The sequence below is a fragment of the Lactobacillus sp. B3795 genome (assembly GCF_026535805.1).
Lineage (GTDB): Bacteria > Bacillota > Bacilli > Lactobacillales > Lactobacillaceae > Apilactobacillus > Apilactobacillus kunkeei_C.
Map to the genome: position 1 here is coordinate 56,001 of NZ_JAFNPE010000006.1, position 16,567 is coordinate 72,567.

20 protein-coding genes are annotated in these 16,567 nt (G+C 35.8%); 6 read left to right on the top strand and 14 right to left on the bottom strand.

What is annotated here, in order from left to right; translation table 11 throughout:
* Positions 1 to 5: 5 nt before the first annotated feature.
* Together J3U50_RS03565 and J3U50_RS03570 are read right to left on the bottom strand one after the other, a co-directional pair.
* Positions 6 to 1,154: a cysteine desulfurase family protein gene (locus J3U50_RS03565; RefSeq protein WP_301945572.1), complete on the bottom strand. Its 1,149-nt coding sequence runs from the start codon at positions 1,152 to 1,154 to the stop codon at positions 6 to 8.
* A gap of 104 nt (positions 1,155 to 1,258) precedes the next feature.
* The gene (locus J3U50_RS03570) at positions 1,259 to 2,968 is read right to left on the bottom strand and encodes a septation ring formation regulator EzrA (protein WP_054608049.1); all 1,710 of its coding nucleotides are present in this window, start codon (positions 2,966 to 2,968) and stop codon (positions 1,259 to 1,261) included.
* Between the two features lie 169 nt (positions 2,969 to 3,137).
* Here J3U50_RS03570 and J3U50_RS03575 point away from each other — a divergent pair, with 169 nt between their 5' ends.
* The 6 genes from J3U50_RS03575 to J3U50_RS03600 all read left to right on the top strand — a co-directional run bounded on the left by J3U50_RS03575 (position 3,138) and on the right by J3U50_RS03600 (position 7,071).
* Complete coding sequence (locus J3U50_RS03575; protein ID WP_301945573.1) at positions 3,138 to 3,602, top strand: GAF domain-containing protein; 465 nt, start codon at positions 3,138 to 3,140, stop codon at positions 3,600 to 3,602.
* Between the two features lie 197 nt (positions 3,603 to 3,799).
* Positions 3,800 to 4,408, top strand: a complete 609-nt coding sequence (rpsD, locus tag J3U50_RS03580) for a 30S ribosomal protein S4 (protein WP_034534348.1) — start codon at positions 3,800 to 3,802, stop codon at positions 4,406 to 4,408.
* A 119-nt stretch (positions 4,409 to 4,527) separates the two neighbouring features.
* Positions 4,528 to 5,007, top strand: a complete 480-nt coding sequence (locus J3U50_RS03585; protein ID WP_301945574.1) for a YueI family protein — start codon at positions 4,528 to 4,530, stop codon at positions 5,005 to 5,007.
* Between the two features lie 34 nt (positions 5,008 to 5,041).
* Complete coding sequence (locus J3U50_RS03590) at positions 5,042 to 6,295, top strand: replication-associated recombination protein A (RefSeq protein WP_301945647.1); 1,254 nt, start codon at positions 5,042 to 5,044, stop codon at positions 6,293 to 6,295.
* 9 nt (positions 6,296 to 6,304) lie between these two features.
* Positions 6,305 to 6,589: a hypothetical protein gene (locus J3U50_RS03595; protein ID WP_054608046.1), complete on the top strand. Its 285-nt coding sequence runs from the start codon at positions 6,305 to 6,307 to the stop codon at positions 6,587 to 6,589.
* A 20-nt stretch (positions 6,590 to 6,609) separates the two neighbouring features.
* Complete coding sequence (locus J3U50_RS03600) at positions 6,610 to 7,071, top strand: universal stress protein (protein WP_053791641.1); 462 nt, start codon at positions 6,610 to 6,612, stop codon at positions 7,069 to 7,071.
* Positions 7,072 to 7,107: 36 nt separating this feature from the next.
* On the opposite strand, the gene J3U50_RS03605 is transcribed toward J3U50_RS03600, so the two are convergent.
* From J3U50_RS03605 to yidD, 12 genes are all read right to left on the bottom strand, one after another.
* Positions 7,108 to 7,926 carry a helix-turn-helix transcriptional regulator gene (locus J3U50_RS03605; protein ID WP_301945575.1) on the bottom strand — a complete coding sequence of 273 codons (819 nt, stop codon included), beginning with the start codon at positions 7,924 to 7,926 and terminating at the stop codon, positions 7,108 to 7,110.
* A gap of 23 nt (positions 7,927 to 7,949) precedes the next feature.
* Positions 7,950 to 8,501 carry a DNA-3-methyladenine glycosylase I gene (locus J3U50_RS03610; RefSeq protein ID WP_301945576.1) on the bottom strand — a complete coding sequence of 184 codons (552 nt, stop codon included), beginning with the start codon at positions 8,499 to 8,501 and terminating at the stop codon, positions 7,950 to 7,952.
* A gap of 138 nt (positions 8,502 to 8,639) precedes the next feature.
* Positions 8,640 to 9,740, bottom strand: a complete 1,101-nt coding sequence (locus J3U50_RS03615; protein WP_053791639.1) for a D-alanine--D-alanine ligase family protein — start codon at positions 9,738 to 9,740, stop codon at positions 8,640 to 8,642.
* Positions 9,741 to 9,811: 71 nt separating this feature from the next.
* Entirely contained in the window at positions 9,812 to 10,570 is a 759-nt protein-coding gene (locus tag J3U50_RS03620) for a hypothetical protein (protein WP_054608042.1), read from the bottom strand.
* Entirely contained in the window at positions 10,570 to 11,436 is an 867-nt protein-coding gene (locus tag J3U50_RS03625) for an ABC transporter ATP-binding protein (RefSeq protein WP_301945577.1), read from the bottom strand. Before J3U50_RS03625 ends, J3U50_RS03620 begins: the two co-directional genes overlap by 1 nt.
* Positions 11,417 to 11,800, bottom strand: a complete 384-nt coding sequence (locus J3U50_RS03630; protein WP_053791636.1) for a GntR family transcriptional regulator — start codon at positions 11,798 to 11,800, stop codon at positions 11,417 to 11,419. The genes J3U50_RS03625 and J3U50_RS03630 overlap by 20 nt, the downstream gene beginning before the upstream one ends.
* A 99-nt stretch (positions 11,801 to 11,899) precedes the next feature.
* The gene (locus J3U50_RS03635; RefSeq protein WP_054608040.1) at positions 11,900 to 12,724 is read right to left on the bottom strand and encodes a MetQ/NlpA family ABC transporter substrate-binding protein; all 825 of its coding nucleotides are present in this window, start codon (positions 12,722 to 12,724) and stop codon (positions 11,900 to 11,902) included.
* 13 nt (positions 12,725 to 12,737) lie between these two features.
* Complete coding sequence (locus J3U50_RS03640; RefSeq protein WP_041152740.1) at positions 12,738 to 13,430, bottom strand: methionine ABC transporter permease; 693 nt, start codon at positions 13,428 to 13,430, stop codon at positions 12,738 to 12,740.
* Positions 13,423 to 14,457, bottom strand: coding sequence for a methionine ABC transporter ATP-binding protein (locus J3U50_RS03645; RefSeq protein WP_301945578.1), 1,035 nt, complete (start codon positions 14,455 to 14,457; stop codon positions 13,423 to 13,425). The genes J3U50_RS03640 and J3U50_RS03645 overlap by 8 nt, the downstream gene beginning before the upstream one ends.
* A gap of 335 nt (positions 14,458 to 14,792) precedes the next feature.
* Complete coding sequence (locus tag J3U50_RS03650) at positions 14,793 to 15,995, bottom strand: FtsW/RodA/SpoVE family cell cycle protein (RefSeq protein WP_053792578.1); 1,203 nt, start codon at positions 15,993 to 15,995, stop codon at positions 14,793 to 14,795.
* Positions 15,996 to 16,017: 22 nt separating this feature from the next.
* Positions 16,018 to 16,242 carry a DUF2969 domain-containing protein gene (locus tag J3U50_RS03655; RefSeq protein WP_054608037.1) on the bottom strand — a complete coding sequence of 75 codons (225 nt, stop codon included), beginning with the start codon at positions 16,240 to 16,242 and terminating at the stop codon, positions 16,018 to 16,020.
* A gap of 46 nt (positions 16,243 to 16,288) precedes the next feature.
* Complete coding sequence (gene yidD / locus J3U50_RS03660; protein ID WP_080997686.1) at positions 16,289 to 16,564, bottom strand: membrane protein insertion efficiency factor YidD; 276 nt, start codon at positions 16,562 to 16,564, stop codon at positions 16,289 to 16,291.
* Between the last annotated feature and the right edge of the window lie 3 nt (positions 16,565 to 16,567).

Consider the following 16,567-nt stretch of genomic DNA (forward strand, 5'->3'; position numbering starts at 1 on the left):
CCTTTCTATGAGTTAATCTTTTTAAATCTTTCATAAAGTTCGTCAAAGACTTCGTTAAAACGATCTGCTTCTTCCATTGTGTTATGTTCATCTAATGAAACACGCACAGCACTAGTTGCTTCGTCTTCATCAACCTTCATGGCAGATAAAGTACCTGAGGCAACGTGACGTTTAGAAGAACATGCACTTGTAGTTGAAATAAAGATTCCATGACTTTCAAAAGCATGGACGATTGTTTCACCACGAACACCTAGAATTGCAAAACATAAAATATGTGGTGCAAAGTGTTCGTTATCCTTTGAGAAGACCTTTACTTTATCAAATTTAGAAATATGTCCTAAAATATTTTGCTTGATTTTACGTTGTTTTGCAACCTTTTTATCTTCATCATCTAATAATAGACGTAAAGCGCGTGCCATTGCGGTAATGGCAGGTAGGTTTTCTGTACTACTTCTTAGGTTACGTTCTTGGCCCCCACCAGTAATTAATGGAGCAATCTTCTTACCACTTCGTTTGTACATAAAACCGACACCTCTTGGTGCGTGGAATTTATGACCTGAGAAAGTGGCAAAGTCAACACGATCATTGAAAATCAAATCTTGGATACCCTTACCAATTCCTTGAACGGAATCAATGTGGTAACTGATGTTAGGATAATCCTTTAAAAGGTCCCCGACTTCTTTAATTGGTTGAACTGCACCGATTTCATTATTTACAGCCATGATTGAAACCAAAATTGTACTTGGTCTAATTGCCTTCTTTAAATCATCGACAGAGATACGTCCTTCATCATTTACTGGTAAGTAAGTAACTTCGAAGCCCAATTGTGTTAATTGTTCAACGGAGTTCTTTACTGCAGGATGTTCAACAGAACTTACGATAATGTGATTTCCGTAGGCACGCTTTTCCAAGGCAGTTCCCTTGATTGCCCAGTTGTCACCTTCTGTTCCACCACTGGTAAATAATATTTCACTTGGTAAAACACCTAGTAATTTAGCAATTTGTGCTCTAGATTGTTCCAATAAATTGAATGATTGTTCACCAAATTGATGTAAACTAGATGGGTTTCCCCAAAATTCTTTGCTTACTTTATCGTAAGTTGCTACAACAGAATCGTCAGGTTTTGTTGTGGCACTATTGTCAAAGTATATCATTATTACCCTTCTTCATTTTTGGATTTGTCCGACTCAACTATATTTGACATTATAACAGAAAAAAAGAAGTAACGTTTGAATGACATCAAAGTTACTTCTTTATTTTATTTAGTTGTTTTCTTTTCGTTATAGTATTCAGTTTCCATTTGCTTGTATGCACCTGGATTAACCTTTTCGATTGCAGCAGCCATAGTAGCTAGACTCTTTTCGTATTGGTAACGATTATCAAAGTAGTCCTTTGCTTGTGCACAGGCAGCGTTTAAATCTTCATTGGCATTCTTATAACGGTTGGCGAATTGCATCAAACGTTCTGATAGCATTGCACTATCAACAATGTTTTCTGTATCGGATAGCAAGTGATCCATTGTGTCTGAGATGTTAGCCAATTTTTGGTTAATTTCATCCATACTAATCTTCACTTGGTTGATTGACGCTGATAGATTTGAAACTTCGTTGTATACGTAATCATAACGTTCTAAGAAGTCTTCGGTTAATCCAGGAAGGTTTAGGTTGTCAATTCGTCTTCTGATGTTTAATAGTTGTAAATCAAACTTTTGAAGGCTATCTCTGGCAACTCTTTCTTCCTTGCTTAGTTCAGCAACAGAATCATTGATGTCTTTTTGTTGTTTTTCAATTGAGCTTAGTTCTTGTTTTGCATCTTGTTGATGTTTTTGAATGACAGAATATACTGCCTTATTACCGTTGATTGCATCGTAATCATTATTGTAAATTGTTTCAATCTTACTGATTTTATCAGCTAATTCAGCAGTGGTTTCAATTTCATCGTGTTCTAAGTTGTAGTTCTTGCTTAAACCTTCAAGTTCATCACTTAGAATGCGGTTTTGGTTCTTAGCATGGAAGATGAAGTCATATACCAAGCTAATGTTTTTCTTAACCTTACGCTTAGCAACGATTTCTTTTTCCATGATGGCATACATTGAATCAATTGTTTCTTCAATATATGTGCATGTCTTCTTGGTTTCAGGGATATCTAGTTCAGCTAGTGACTTCAATCCTTCTTGGCATGATTCCTTTAGAGCGTTGATAGTGTCATCAATATCATCTTCAACAAAGTTGTAATCAGTTTGAATCATAGTACGATGACCACGTTCAATTTCATCCAATTGTCTTGGGAATTCCTTTGATAATGAAACATATGTATCAGGAATAATCTTCATTAATTCATTCATTTCATTGATCAAGTTGTTAATCTTGCCAAGTAATTCTTCGGCTTTGTTTTGATCACCATTTTCAGTTTCAGCAACGAATTCTTCGTAAACACCCTTAATAGTGCTTAGCTTATCTTCAAGCTTATCGCTGCTTGGACCAAATGAGTAGTTTTGTGATAGCAGTTGTTGGTTAATTTCTCTGATGGTATTATCAACATCTTCGATTGCCTTGCGGTGTAAACTGTCAACTTCTTGAAGTTCACTTAGACCATCATGAATGTCATTTAACTTGCCATCAACAACTTCAATTGCATCCCCCAGGTCACCAATAGTAACGCTGGCTGATAATAGCTTGTAACTATTAAGGAAATCTTCTGCATCACTCATATCACTTCTGATACTTGTTAAGTCTGAATTGGTAATTTTTTCATATTGTTCTTTGTATTCATTAAATTTGTCGAAAGATTCACCATTTAATTTAATTTTACCAGTTGCTTCCAACTCGTCGCCGACCATTACGTCCTTTAGATTAGCCTTTTGCTTTTCCAGACCGTCAAGTCGTTTAAATAGATTCTTTCGATAAAAGAATGTCGCTAATAGTAGTATTACAAGCACTACTATTATGAAAATAACCAAATCAATCATTTTGACATCTGTCCCCTTACAACTTTTTATTTTAATCTAATCTTTTTTAGCATTAAACATTTGTATTTTTAATATTTTAATAATAAACTAATTAACTATATTCAATTATATCATACGAGATAATTATTAAAATACCTAATTATCAATATATACAAGGGAGTTTTCAATTATGAAAATCAATTCAATGTTAGCACAACAGTTAGACGCGTTGTTAACCGATGAACACAACAACGTTGCCAACATGGCAAATGCCTCTGCACTACTAATGCAAGAACTTCCAGATGTTAGCTGGACCGGTTTTTACACCTATGTAGATGATAAAAACAAATTAATCTTAGGTCCCTTCCAAGGTAAAGTGGCTTGTGTCCACATTAAAAACGGTAGCGGTGTTTGTGGTACTGCATTTGATAAGAACGAAACTATCCGCGTAGAAAATGTAAATGATTTCCCTGGTCACATTGCCTGTGATTCAAACAGTAAATCAGAAATTGTCATCCCAATTGCAAAGGATGGAATCAGATTTGGTGTCTTAGATATTGACGCCCCTATCTTTGATCGTTTCTCTAAAGAAGATCAAGAAATGCTAGAAGAATTTGTAAAAGTCTTTGAAAGCCACATAACCATTGACAATTAGTGGTAATAATCATACAATAACTTTTGTGTAAAATAATGCAGCAGTACACGGTAAGCTCGTCAACATATTGATGCCTTAATGGTTCAATTAGTACCCCCACGGCTGCTGGGGTGAACATTGCAGAGCAATATGCACGAATACTAAGTGTACAGTGATTATTTTACTCCAAATAATAATTTTTATTGGAGGATATTTTTATGTCTAGATATACAGGTCCAAGTTGGAGAATTTCTCGTCGTCTTGGTATTTCACTTTCAGGTACTGGTAAAGAATTAGCTCGTCGCCCATACGCACCAGGTGACCACGGTCAAGGTCGTCGCGGTAAGCTATCAGAATACGGTACTCAATTGAAGGAAAAGCAAAAGCTACGTTTCATGTACGGTTTAACTGAACGTCAATTCTCAAAACTATTCGTTCGTGCGGGTAAGATTAGAGAAGGTCGTCACGGTGATAACTTCATGGTATTACTAGAACGTAGACTAGACAACGTTGTTTACCGTTTAGGTTTAGCAACTACTCGTCGTCAAGCTCGTCAATTAGTTAACCACGGTCACATCACTGTTGATGGCAAACGTGTTGACATTCCTTCATACGAAGTAAAAGTTGGTCAAGTTATTTCAGTTCGTGAAAAATCAAAAGACCTACAAATCATCAAGGAAGCCGTTGAAGCTGTTGTTGGTCGTCCACAATACGTTTCATTCGATGCTGACAAACTAGAAGGTTCTCTAACTAGATTACCTCAACGTGACGAAATGAATGCTGATATTGATGCATCACTAATCGTTGAATACTACAACAAGCTATAATTTCTGGTTATACTTGTTGCTCCAAAAAAGCGCTTTGCATTTGCAAAACGCTTTTTTTCTACCCTCTTTTAATTAATGATAAAATAGTACTAAGACATAAATGAAAAGGAGCAATTAATATGAGTGAAGATGATGTAAGCAGTCGTTTAGAACAATCATCCATGGGTGGAACTCCAAAGGTTAACCCGGATGAACAACGTAGATACCTAGGTACTTTTAGAGAACGAGTTTCTTTAGCAATCCAAATCAAGGATCTATCAAATCCAAACGCTGTCAATGCCCTTCAAAAGGAATTTGATAATAATAACAGCTACCAACTAATCATTAATGGTAACTTGGATCATGATGTTGTCTCCCCTTTTATCAGACTAGCATCACAAAATAACATCAAGTTCGTTATTAAAACTGACTCATTCTACCGTACCGCACCCGATAATTACGGTGTAGTCTACGCTAACAGTCAATCAATTAACGTTAACCCTGTTGATTTCGAAGAAAAGTACAATCAACAAGATACAACCACAGATTCATCAAATGATTCTGATGACAATCAAACCAATCAATCATTTTTTGGTAAGTTAAAAAATATATTCAAATAAAGGTGATGATAAATTGCATCCATTAGCATACCGTATGCGTCCAAAGAAAATCGAGGACGTTGTCGGCCAACAAGACTTAGTCGGTCCTGGTAAAATCATCGATCGAATGGTAAAAGCAAAAATTTTATCATCAATGATTCTATATGGACCTCCTGGAACAGGAAAAACCAGTATCGCCAGTGCGATTGCTGGTTCAACTAAGTATGCATTTCGTCAATTAAATGCAGCAACCGATACGAAGAAAGACCTACAGATTGTCGCTGAAGAAGCCAAGATGTCTGGAACGGTAGTCTTATTACTAGATGAAATTCACCGTTTAGATAAGACCAAACAAGACTTCTTATTACCACTACTTGAAAGCGGTAATATTATCCTAATCGGTGCTACTACCGAAAACCCATATATTAATATCAATCCCGCCATTAGAAGTAGAACCCAAATCTTTGAGGTGCACCCTCTTAATGAAGATGATATTAAATCAGCCGTCAAACGTGCTTTAACCGATAAAGACAACGGATTGGGTAATATGAACATCGATTTAGCCGAAAATGCATTACACTTCCTATCAACCAGCACCAATGGTGACCTAAGAAGTGCATTAAATGCACTAGAACTTGCAGCTAAATCCACTTCCCCTGATGACGACGGTATCATTCATATCTCGTTAGAAGACGTGGAATCATGTCTACAAAGAAAAGCTTTAACACAGGATAAAAATGGTGATGCTCACTATGACGTTGTTTCCGCTTTTCAAAAATCAATTCGTGGATCAGATGTTAGTGCCGCCCTTCACTATGCTGGTCGTTTGATTGAATCCGGTGACTTAAATTCAATTAGTCGTCGTTTGATGGTTATCGCGTATGAAGATGTGGGATTAGCTAACCCAGCCGCTTGTGCTAGAACGGTTTCTGCCATCGAAGCTGCCAACAAGGTTGGTTTCCCCGAAGCAAGAATTCCCCTAGCCAACGCCATCATCGAATTATGCCTATCACCAAAATCAAACACCGCAATGCGTGCGATTGATGCAGCGATTGCTAAGATTCGTACTGGTAACTACGGTGACATCCCTGATCACCTAAAGGATAGTCACTACTCAGGTGCTAAGAAATTAGGCCATGGTGTTAATTACAAATATGCCCATGACTATCCAAATGATTGGGTTAAACAACAGTACTTACCTACTAAGATTAAAAACGATACTTACTATGAACCAAAAACAAATGGTAAGATTGAAAGTACGTTTAAACAACAATACGAAAAACTACTTCACGCACAACGTGATAAATAGGAGTCTGCAATGTTAATTAGAATTCTAGTATTATTAGCGACAGTTGTATTATTCACAATTGGTCGTTTCCTTTTAACCCATACAGATAAGCCCTTCATGATGCTACATCCTGAAAACAATCAAGCATTGGGTAAAATCGTTAAGTTCTTTGGGATTGTCTTTTGCGTTTTAGCTGTCTTTTCAGCAATCGCAATTTTTATTCCAAATATCTTTTTCGTTACAACTATCATGGTAATAAGTTGTATAATGTTATTGGTGATGGAGTTAATGTTACTTACCTTCCTTACCAAGTAAATAGTTTGAGGTGAAAGAATATGTTACAAGATTACAGTCAAATTATGATTCCAATCGATGGTTCAAAAAACTCAAAGTTAGCATTCAACAAGTCAATTGAAGTTGCCAAACACAATGATGCTGACCTACACATCGTGCACGTAATCGATACGCGATCATTCACTAACCTAGCTAATTTCGACTCATCAATGTTAGATGACGTTACTAGCCGTGTTAAAAGCTCACTAGAAAAATACTTAAAGAAAGCCCAAGATGCTGGAATTAAGAATGTTGATTACACAATTGAATATGGTGCTCCTAAGTCAATTATCTCAAGAGATTTAGTTGATCGTTTCGATACTGATTTAATCATCATCGGTGCCAACGGACAAAGTGCTGCTGAACGTTTATTAATCGGTTCAGTTGCTTCATATGTAACTCGTGTAGCAGAATGTGATGTCTTAATCGTAAAATCTGACTTAGACAATAAAGTACAAAAATAAACAAAAAAGGCCTGGATTAATATCCAGGTCTTTTTTTTATTCCACCGTCCAATCGTCATTGATCGACAATGGATTATTTTCACTTAAAAACTGTTTCCAGTATTCAAAAACACCGTTGGGTTGTTCTAGCTTATCAAATTTGATATCAATCCCCTTACTTTCAATACCGACAATACTTCGGTAAAAGGCACGGCATGATATCTCCTTTAAATAACTAGAATCACTCTTTAAGTCCAGTGTTGTACAAATTGCATCTAGTTCACGGTATAAAATCAAGAACTGCATATCCTCAATATCTAATCTACTCATTTCTTTGGTTAATTCAATTGTCTCGACCACATATTGATAAGCAATGGAGAATTTATTCATCGCAAAGTAGTCAATCGCAAGCATCCCCATAATCACCATCTTTTGCATGCTAATCTCATTTTTGTCGTAGAAGTCGTAGTTCAGCCTTTGGAGCTCATCAACCGACGCACTGTAATCTTGCTTACTAAGCTGAACTGCTGCATGTATGATTTGGAAGTACTTGATGTCTTCTTTATCTTCTAAGTCATCTTCATACTTATCTAGCTTTTCCTGTATCTCTTCTGGAATACATAGTGCTGCACAAAATGGAATGCTATTAATTTCGTAACTGGCTACTTTCTTCTCGTTTTCAATCACCTTATCAATATCTAGCAACAATATCTTACAAATGTTTTTGATTACATATAAACTAATTTGGTGATCATAGCTACCGTTTTCAATCTGACAAATCACAGGTTGCGTACAAGCAACTTGCTTCGCTAATTGACATTGAGTTATGTTTAAACTTTTACGTCGCTTCTTGATCAAAGTGCCGTTAATATTCATTATAAAATCCTTTCTTTGAATCATTATTTAAAATTATCATTTATTTCCTTATGTCTGAAACAATCTATTTCATGATCATTAATCACCCCTACTGATTGGAAATATGAATATAGTGTTGTTGGTCCGACACGTTTAAATCCGTCATCTTTAAATCGTTTAACGTATGGTTTGATGAACTCTTTAATGTCATCCTTATTGTTGTCATTTAGTCCATCCATTTGTGTAAAATCAAATGGTTTCCATGTTAATTGAACTAAATCATTATTCATACAAGCTTTGGCATTTTGAATTGTGGCAATTATCTTGGCACGATTTCGAATAATCGCCTCATCGTTCATCAATCTTTCAATGTCTTCATCTTTAAACTGGCTAATTTTTTCAACGTCAAAATCAGAGAAATCATTTCTAAACGCATCCCTCTTACGCAAGACAGTCGACCATGATAAACCAGCTTGAAAAATTTCTAGTGTTAAACATTCAAATAATTCAGATACTTTTTTCTTTGGAACTCCCCATTCCTTATCGTGATAAACTAACATTTCTGCGCTATCGCTAGCCCATACACATCTTTTCATATTTCATAATTCCTTTCGGTGATTTTTACTCTATTACATACGTATAAAAACACAAATTTTTTCGGTCAATTTAATACTTTCTTAAACAATTTTCTAACAAAAAAAGAGATAATCCAAATGATTACCTCTTTTTTATTATTATGATAATGGTTTGAAATCGTGAATGATGTTGTTTCGACGATCAAATTCTTTGTAAGCTAGGTCGATTAATCTATCGATTAGTTCAGTGTAACTGATACCTGAAGCTTCCCATAGTTGTGGGTATAGACTAATGTTTGTGAAACCAGGTAATGTGTTAACTTCTCCTAGGTAAGGAACACCTTCCTTAGATACTAAGAAGTCAATACGAGCTAGTCCCTTTAGACCTAATGCTTTGTATCCGCGTAATGCTAAGTCAGTGATTTCGTCTGATAGTGATTCTGGAATATCAACTGGAATATCAAACTTAACTTGGCTAGCATCAACGAACTTGTTGTCGTAAGTGTAGAACTTGTCTTCCTTAGGAACACGAATTGCACCAACTTGAGAAGCAATTGGTTTTTCGTTACCTAAGATTGAGATTTCTAGTTCTTCTGGACCGTTGATTGCTTGTTCAGCTAAGATCTTGTAGTCATATCTGAATGCATCCTTTAGGCCGTCTTCAAATTCTTGTTCGTTTGTTACCTTGTGAATACCAACTGATGAACCTTGGTTAGCTGGCTTCAAGAAGATTACGTCACCGAATTCAGCTTGTAGTTTAGCGTAAGTGAATTGGTCTTTGTTGTCAGGAGTAATCAAGTGGTAGTTAGTGTTTCTAACTCCTGCTAAGTTTAACATCTTCTTAGTAATGTCTTTATCAAAGCCCATTGCTGATTCCAAAATACCACTACCAACGTATGGCTTATGTAGTAATCTTAGAAGACCTTGGATAGTACCATCTTCACCCAAGTTACCGTGAACGATTGGGAAGAATACGTCAATATCCTTAGTCTTTGATAAGTTTTTAATTGGGGCCAATGGATCTGAGAAGTCTAAGTTCTTAACAGCTTCTTCAACCACAGCATCTTCAGGTTCACCATCAAACACACGGTGTGATGATTCATTATCTAAGATAATTCCTGTCTTAGTAATTAAGAATAAGCTAATATCGTACTTATCTTTATCCATCGCATCATAAATGTTATGAGCTGAACGTTTTGAAACATCATGTTCTGATGAATCTCCACCGAAAAGTAATGCTAAATGAGTCTTTTTCATCATTTTATACCGTCCTATCAATAATTCTTTGAAACTACATTATAACATGGTTTTATAGATTAAAGAATTCTTTTTTATCTTTTTACCTGTTCTAATTTGGTGAATAACAAATTAAATAATGCTGCAATAATAGCTAGAATGATCATGAATCCAATCAATGGATATGGTCTAGGAACTTTAGCATCAATAGAAAAAATAAAGTTAAAAATTGCATCCCCATTGATGTGAGCATAAAATCTGCTGATTAATCTTTGTGAGCTATATTGAGTTAATAAGTTAGTAAAGAACATGTAGCAAACAACCCCAATGGAGTAGAAGATTGATTTACCAATCTTGTTCATTAAAGATGTCATCGTTCCAAAAGTGTTCATAGCAACGAATATGAATAGCAATACCACATAGTCTGTAATAAACATTGAAATTGATTGCGCAAATACATTACTAAAAGCTTTACCATAGGCCTGGTAATACAAGTAAGTTTCACTAGGTCCCAGCTTCATGTTTATGAAGCTAATAATCACGTTAATTACATTTACGATTAATGCTGCCTTAGCGATAAAAAGCATCTTAGCTTTCCAAAATGTCTTGCGTGAAACTCCACTTTGCATTGCCAATTTGAAGCGTCTGTAGTTGAAACTAATGCCAATCATTGTGACAACCGTAATAATATAAGGAGCCATGAAAAAACTGGCTTTTAATTGATATCCAACGGATGGTGCACCATCTACTGATAAAAGACCGAATAGGATATAAACAACAGAAACGACTAATCCATACCAAATGTATGGAATAAAATCATGACAGTATTGCTTTGCAAGTGCCTTTGTCTTCACTATAGTTCCCCCCTATCCATAATGTATACTAGTAGTTTTTGTAGTTTCATTTTTTCAATATCAACGGATGCTGGAACTTCTCTATCAGGAAGTTGATCCATAAAGTGAACTGTCTTGTAACGACCCAGTTGTTCTTCATCCAAGACCTTAACGCCATCAATATAACTGTTAACATCTTCAGCTGGTCCAGAGACACTGTATGATCTAGATGATACTTCATCGATGCTTCCGTTCATCTTAATTACTCCGTCTTGAAGTAATAGCACTTGACTGATGATACGATCAATTTCATCGATAATGTGAGTGGAAATCACAAATGTTCTTGGATTTTCACTGTATGTTTCAATCAAGTTACTTTGGAATATTTCGCGGTTTCTGGCATCTAAACCTAGTGTGGGTTCATCCAACATAATAAACTTACAAGGCACACATAGTGAGATGATAATTTTAACGATTGATTGGTAACCGGTAGATAACTTGTTAAGCTTTTGGTTAACATCTAACTTAAATTCCTTAACTAGCTTTTCTTGTAGTTCCACGTCATAATCTTGATACATTGATTCTACAAAAGAAAAGATTTGAGCAACCTTATCCTTTCTAGTGTACATATCATCCTGGTTCATGAAGTAAATTTCACTTAGTGCTTCGTCATTTTCATGAACTTCTTGTCCATCAAAAAGGATTTGTCCTGCTGATGGACGATTGTAATCAGCAATCATACTCATTAGTGTTGATTTCCCTGCTCCGTTTTCACCGAACAATCCATAAATTTCGTTTTCTTCTAAATTGAAATTAACTTCATTTAATAGAGGTTGCTTTGCAAACTTGAAACGTTTAGCTAAATGTTTAACTTCGATCTTGCTCATTGTCGTACCCTCTCTTCACTAGTGTCAAAATATCGTCTTCAGATAGATGCAATTTCTTTGATTCATTGATTAAATTCAAAATGTAATCATTGTAGAAATGTTCCTGTCTTCGTTTAATAATTATCTCTTGAGCCCCTTGCTTCACAAAAGTACCACGGCCTCGACGTTTTTCTAACAAATCATTATTAACCAACATGTTCATCCCCTTAAGAACTGTTGCTGGATTAATCTTAAATTGCTTTGAAATTTCTGTCGTAGATGGTACTTGCGCACCTTCTTGGAAAGCGCCGGTAAAGATCGCATCCTCTAATTGAGTGGCAACCTGAATAAAAATTGGCTCTGGACTATTAAAGTCAAATTGCATCTTTTTCACCGCCTATCTTTGGTTAATTACTTATGTAACTAACTATAAAGTCTAACATAAAAAAAGTCAATAAAAAAAAGCGTCTTAGACGCTTTTTTATTAGTAGTTCTTAGCTGGTAGCACAGAACCTTTGTAATGTTTTTTAATCCATTCTTGAGTTGATTTAGATTGTAAAACCTTAACCAATTCCTTGATGTCTTTTCTGTTTTGATCACCATTTCTAACAGCAACAATGTTGAAGTATGGTGAGTTCTTTTCAGGTTTTTGCAAGGCAATTGCTTGCTTATCTGGTTGTAAACCACCTTGAACTGCGTAATTAGAGTTAATTGCCACAGCATCACCTTCACCATTGTTGTAAATCAATGGCATAATCTTTGGTTCGTATCCAGTTTGGAATACCAAGTGTTTTGGATTATAAGCAATATCACTGAAGTTAGCTTGAGTAATATTGACACCCTTCTTAATCTTAATTAAACCGTTTTGTTGGAATAATTGAAGAATACGACCGTAATCAGGTGCATTACTACTTACTAAGATGTGAGCACCATTTTTAAGGTCTGAGAGCTTTTTGTACTTCTTGGAGTAAATACCAATTGGTTCCAAGTGAACGGCCCCTACGTTTACCAAATGGCCATCATATTCCTTATTCCATTGATCTAAGAACGCTGGAGTTTGGAAATAGTTAGCATCTAGTTGCTTTCCTGCTAGTGCACGGTTAGGTAGCACGTAGTCTTGGAAAGTAACGATATCTAACTTAATGCCCTTTTTCTTAAGTTCTGGTTCGATATGACGAAGAATTTGTGCATGAGGAATGTTAGATGCCCCAATACGAATTGTGTTCTTTGCCTTGTAGTTACCAGGACCTAGTAATAGTAAAACGATGAATAAAACAACGATTCCACCAAAGGATAAAAGCTTTTTCATTTTAATATCCCCCTTATAGTGTACGTTTGTCGATTTTCTTAACTAGTAAGTCTCCAACTGTTTGAACGATTAGAACAATAATTAAAATAATAACGGTTGCCACTAAAGTAACAGTGTTGTTATTTGATTGGAAACCATCCAAGTATGCTAGGTAACCTAGACCACCAGAACCAATAGCACCGGCCATTGCAGTGTATGAAATCAATGAAATGGCAGTAACAGTTGCACCGGCAATCAATGCTGGTGTACTTTCTGGAAGTAATACTTTAAAGATAACGTCCCAGTTAGTACCACCCATTGATTTAACGGCTTCAATTACACCATCATCAACTTCTCTAAAGTTAGCTTCAACCATTCTTGCGTAGAATGGAGCAGCTGAAATAACTAGTGATGGAATAGCGGCCTTAGGTCCAATAATGGTACCTACAAGGTCCTTTGTGAATGGTAATAGTAATACGATTAAGATAATAAAAGGAATTGATCTAAATACGTTAACTAAGAATGATACTACCCAGTTAATAATCTTCCAACCAAAACCAGACTTGTTACGACTTTCGAATAATAATAGTCCTAAAATAATTCCTAATACAGCAACAATAATCATTGATAAAGCAGTCATCCAAACTGTTTCCCATGTTGCTTGTCTCATTGCACTCCAATTAACGTTATTGAATTGGAAGTATGATTGAATTCCTTGATTAGCCACGGTTAATCACCTCTGCTTCCACGTTTACTGATTTCAAGTATTCAACAGCCTTATTTTGGTCTTCAGGAGTTCCTAGTAGTTGTAGAACTAATGAACCGATTGAACCACCTTGTGTTTGATGAATACTTCCTTCAACGATGTTTAATTCTAATGAATCAAATTCGCGAATCATTTGGGATACAACTGGTTGTTGTGATTGAGTACCCTTGAAGGTTAACTTAATCACCATACCATTTGGATAGTTCTTAATGATTTCGTCTACGGTCATGCTCAAGTCCTTAGCATTTGGATTGTCATCTTCGTTAACGAAACGTTTAGTGATGTCTTGTTGAGGGTTTTGGAAAATGTCGTAAACATTACCAGTTTCAACAACTTGACCATCTTGCATAACAGCAACTTTTGAAGCTGTCTTTCTAATAGCATGCATTTCGTGAGTAATCAAAAGAATAGTTAGGTTTAACTTCTTGTTGATTTCTAGTAATAGGTCCAAAATTTCATCGGTTGTTTGTGGATCTAGCGCACTAGTTGCTTCATCAGAAATAAGAATTTCTGGGTCATTAGCCAATGCTCTGGCAATTCCAACACGTTGTTTTTGTCCACCAGATAGTTCTGAAGGATAGTCATTTTCACGACCCTTTAAACCAACTAATTCGATAAGCTTTTCAGCCTTTTGATGACGTTGTTCTTTATCAACACCAGCAATTTCTAGTGGTAATTCAATGTTTTGTTGGATAGTTCTAGACCATAGTAAGTTAAAGTGTTGGAAAATCATACCAACCTTCTTACGTTGTGATCTTAATTCCTTGTTACTTAATTTCGCAATATCCTTACCATTAATTTCGATAGAACCAGAAGTTGGGGCTTCTAGGCCATCTAACATTCTAACAAGTGTTGATTTACCGGCACCAGAGTAACCGATAATACCAAAGATTTCACCGTCGTTAATTTCTAGGTTAACGTCTTTAACAGCTGTTAGGATGCTTTTATCAAGTTTGTATTTCTTGTTAACATTCTTAAATCTAATCAAACTGTTTCTCCTCACTTTCAAATAAAAAAGCCTTTCGCACCTACTGATTTAACAGTAAAGGACGAAAAGCTCGTGTTACCACCTTTTATTCACCATTGCCTCACGACAATAGCCTCATAAGTATCTTTAATACTTCAGCAATATAACGTTTGCCAGACGATGTTAGTTTATCCCAAATTTCGCTAACTGATTATTTACTAAGACCATATTCGGTAACTACAAATAACTCTTTTTCACCAACCGAGTTCTCTGTGATATTCATTAATTACTTACTCATCTTATAATCAAATTTTAATAAAGTATACAATTATTTAATGTACTTGTCAATTCATTAGCTATGAGAAGTCACGGCTAGCACTGAACATGTACCCATAATTATGATACTGCATTGACATGACTAATCCAATCCCTATCATGTTACCAATCAAGGCAGAACCACCCTGACTTACGAATGGCAATGGAATACCAGTCAATGGTAATAGTCCAATACTCATACCAATATTTTCAAATACGTGGAATAAAATCATCATGATAATTCCAGTTGAAATGTATGCGTAGTAAACGTTCTTAGTTTCAAAAGTAACCTTAATCATTCGATAAATCAAAACGAAGTAGATTCCAATTAAAACTAAACCACCGATGAAACCAAAGTTTTCACCGATAACTGAGAAAATCATATCGGATTCTCGAACCGGCACGTAAACGTGTGATACGTTAAAGCCAGTTCCACTGAATCCTCCGGAACCAACGGCCTTAATACTTTGCCATAATTGGTAACCGGAACCAGCTAGGTTTTCAGGATTTGATGGGTCCAACCAATCGTTAACACGATCAAATTGGTAAGATTGGAACCCTAATGCTTCCAAAATCTTTCTACCACCGCTAGTGATAACTAAAATTAAAGCAGTCCCACCAATTGTTGCGAATGCAGCAACTCCAGGAACAATGATTCTCCAAGTAATTCCGGATACAATCACTAATCCACCAAGCATAGCGAAGAAAACAAGCATTGTACCGAAATCATTTTCAATTTTTAATAACACACAGATTGGTAATGTCCATAGGATCATCTTACCCAATAACAGTGCATCTGTTTTTAATGTGTGAACAGCGTAGTTTCTGTTATGTTCAACAATCACTCTTGCCAACATAACCACAAACGCTGGTTTCATAATTTCAGCCGGTTGGAAGGTCAACGGACCTAATTGGAACCAACTCTTGGCCCCTGTTTGAACAAAGTAGTATCTACTGTACAAAACAAGTAACGATGCCAGTAACGTTAATGCTCCCCAGTAAATAATTGGTGCCACTTTCCATAATTGTTCAGAATCAAATTGCATGATGATTATGATTATTACAGTTCCAATTGTATACCAAACCAGCTGCGTAATCATTTGCTTCACGATTGTTCCGGAATATGAATCATGATTTACGGCAACGTATATTGCACCAACACCAATCAATGCTAAAAGGGCCACACAAATTATGATTGTCCAATCTAATCGAGAAGAATTGCTATCATTGTCACTATTAAACACTGCAAATCACCTCTAAATCATTTTAGCCCTTGTGTAAGTTGTATTGGCTAATTAATAATTCAATTCCTTCGTCTAAGGATTTGGCTTTAAATACATTGTCTTCATCAAAGACAGCTTCGAATTTTTCTTCATCCACTTGACGGATAAAGCCAACTTCTTGCTTACCAACGAAAAGAACTTCGCGTTCTTCACCGTTTACGTTTTGTGTATCTAAAGTAACTTCAATATTTTTCTTTCCCTTTGACATTTTGTCCTCCTAAAAATAAAAGTAGTCGATTCAAATATTTGATCGACTACTTTAAATTCATAGAACGTCGATAATCTTTCGACGCCCTCTTATTTCTAAAAATAGTAAAATGATCAGAAACCGGATCATAACCACCTTTGACAAAAGGATGACAACGTAAAATCCGTGCACACCCCATTACAAAACCTAATAATGCTCCGTGCTTTCTGACAGCATCGATCATATAAGTAGAACATGTCGGATAATAACGACAAGAGGCCGGTAATAGTGGTGAAATAAATCGTTTGTATCCCATCACCATCTTTATCAGTAACTTTCTCATCAG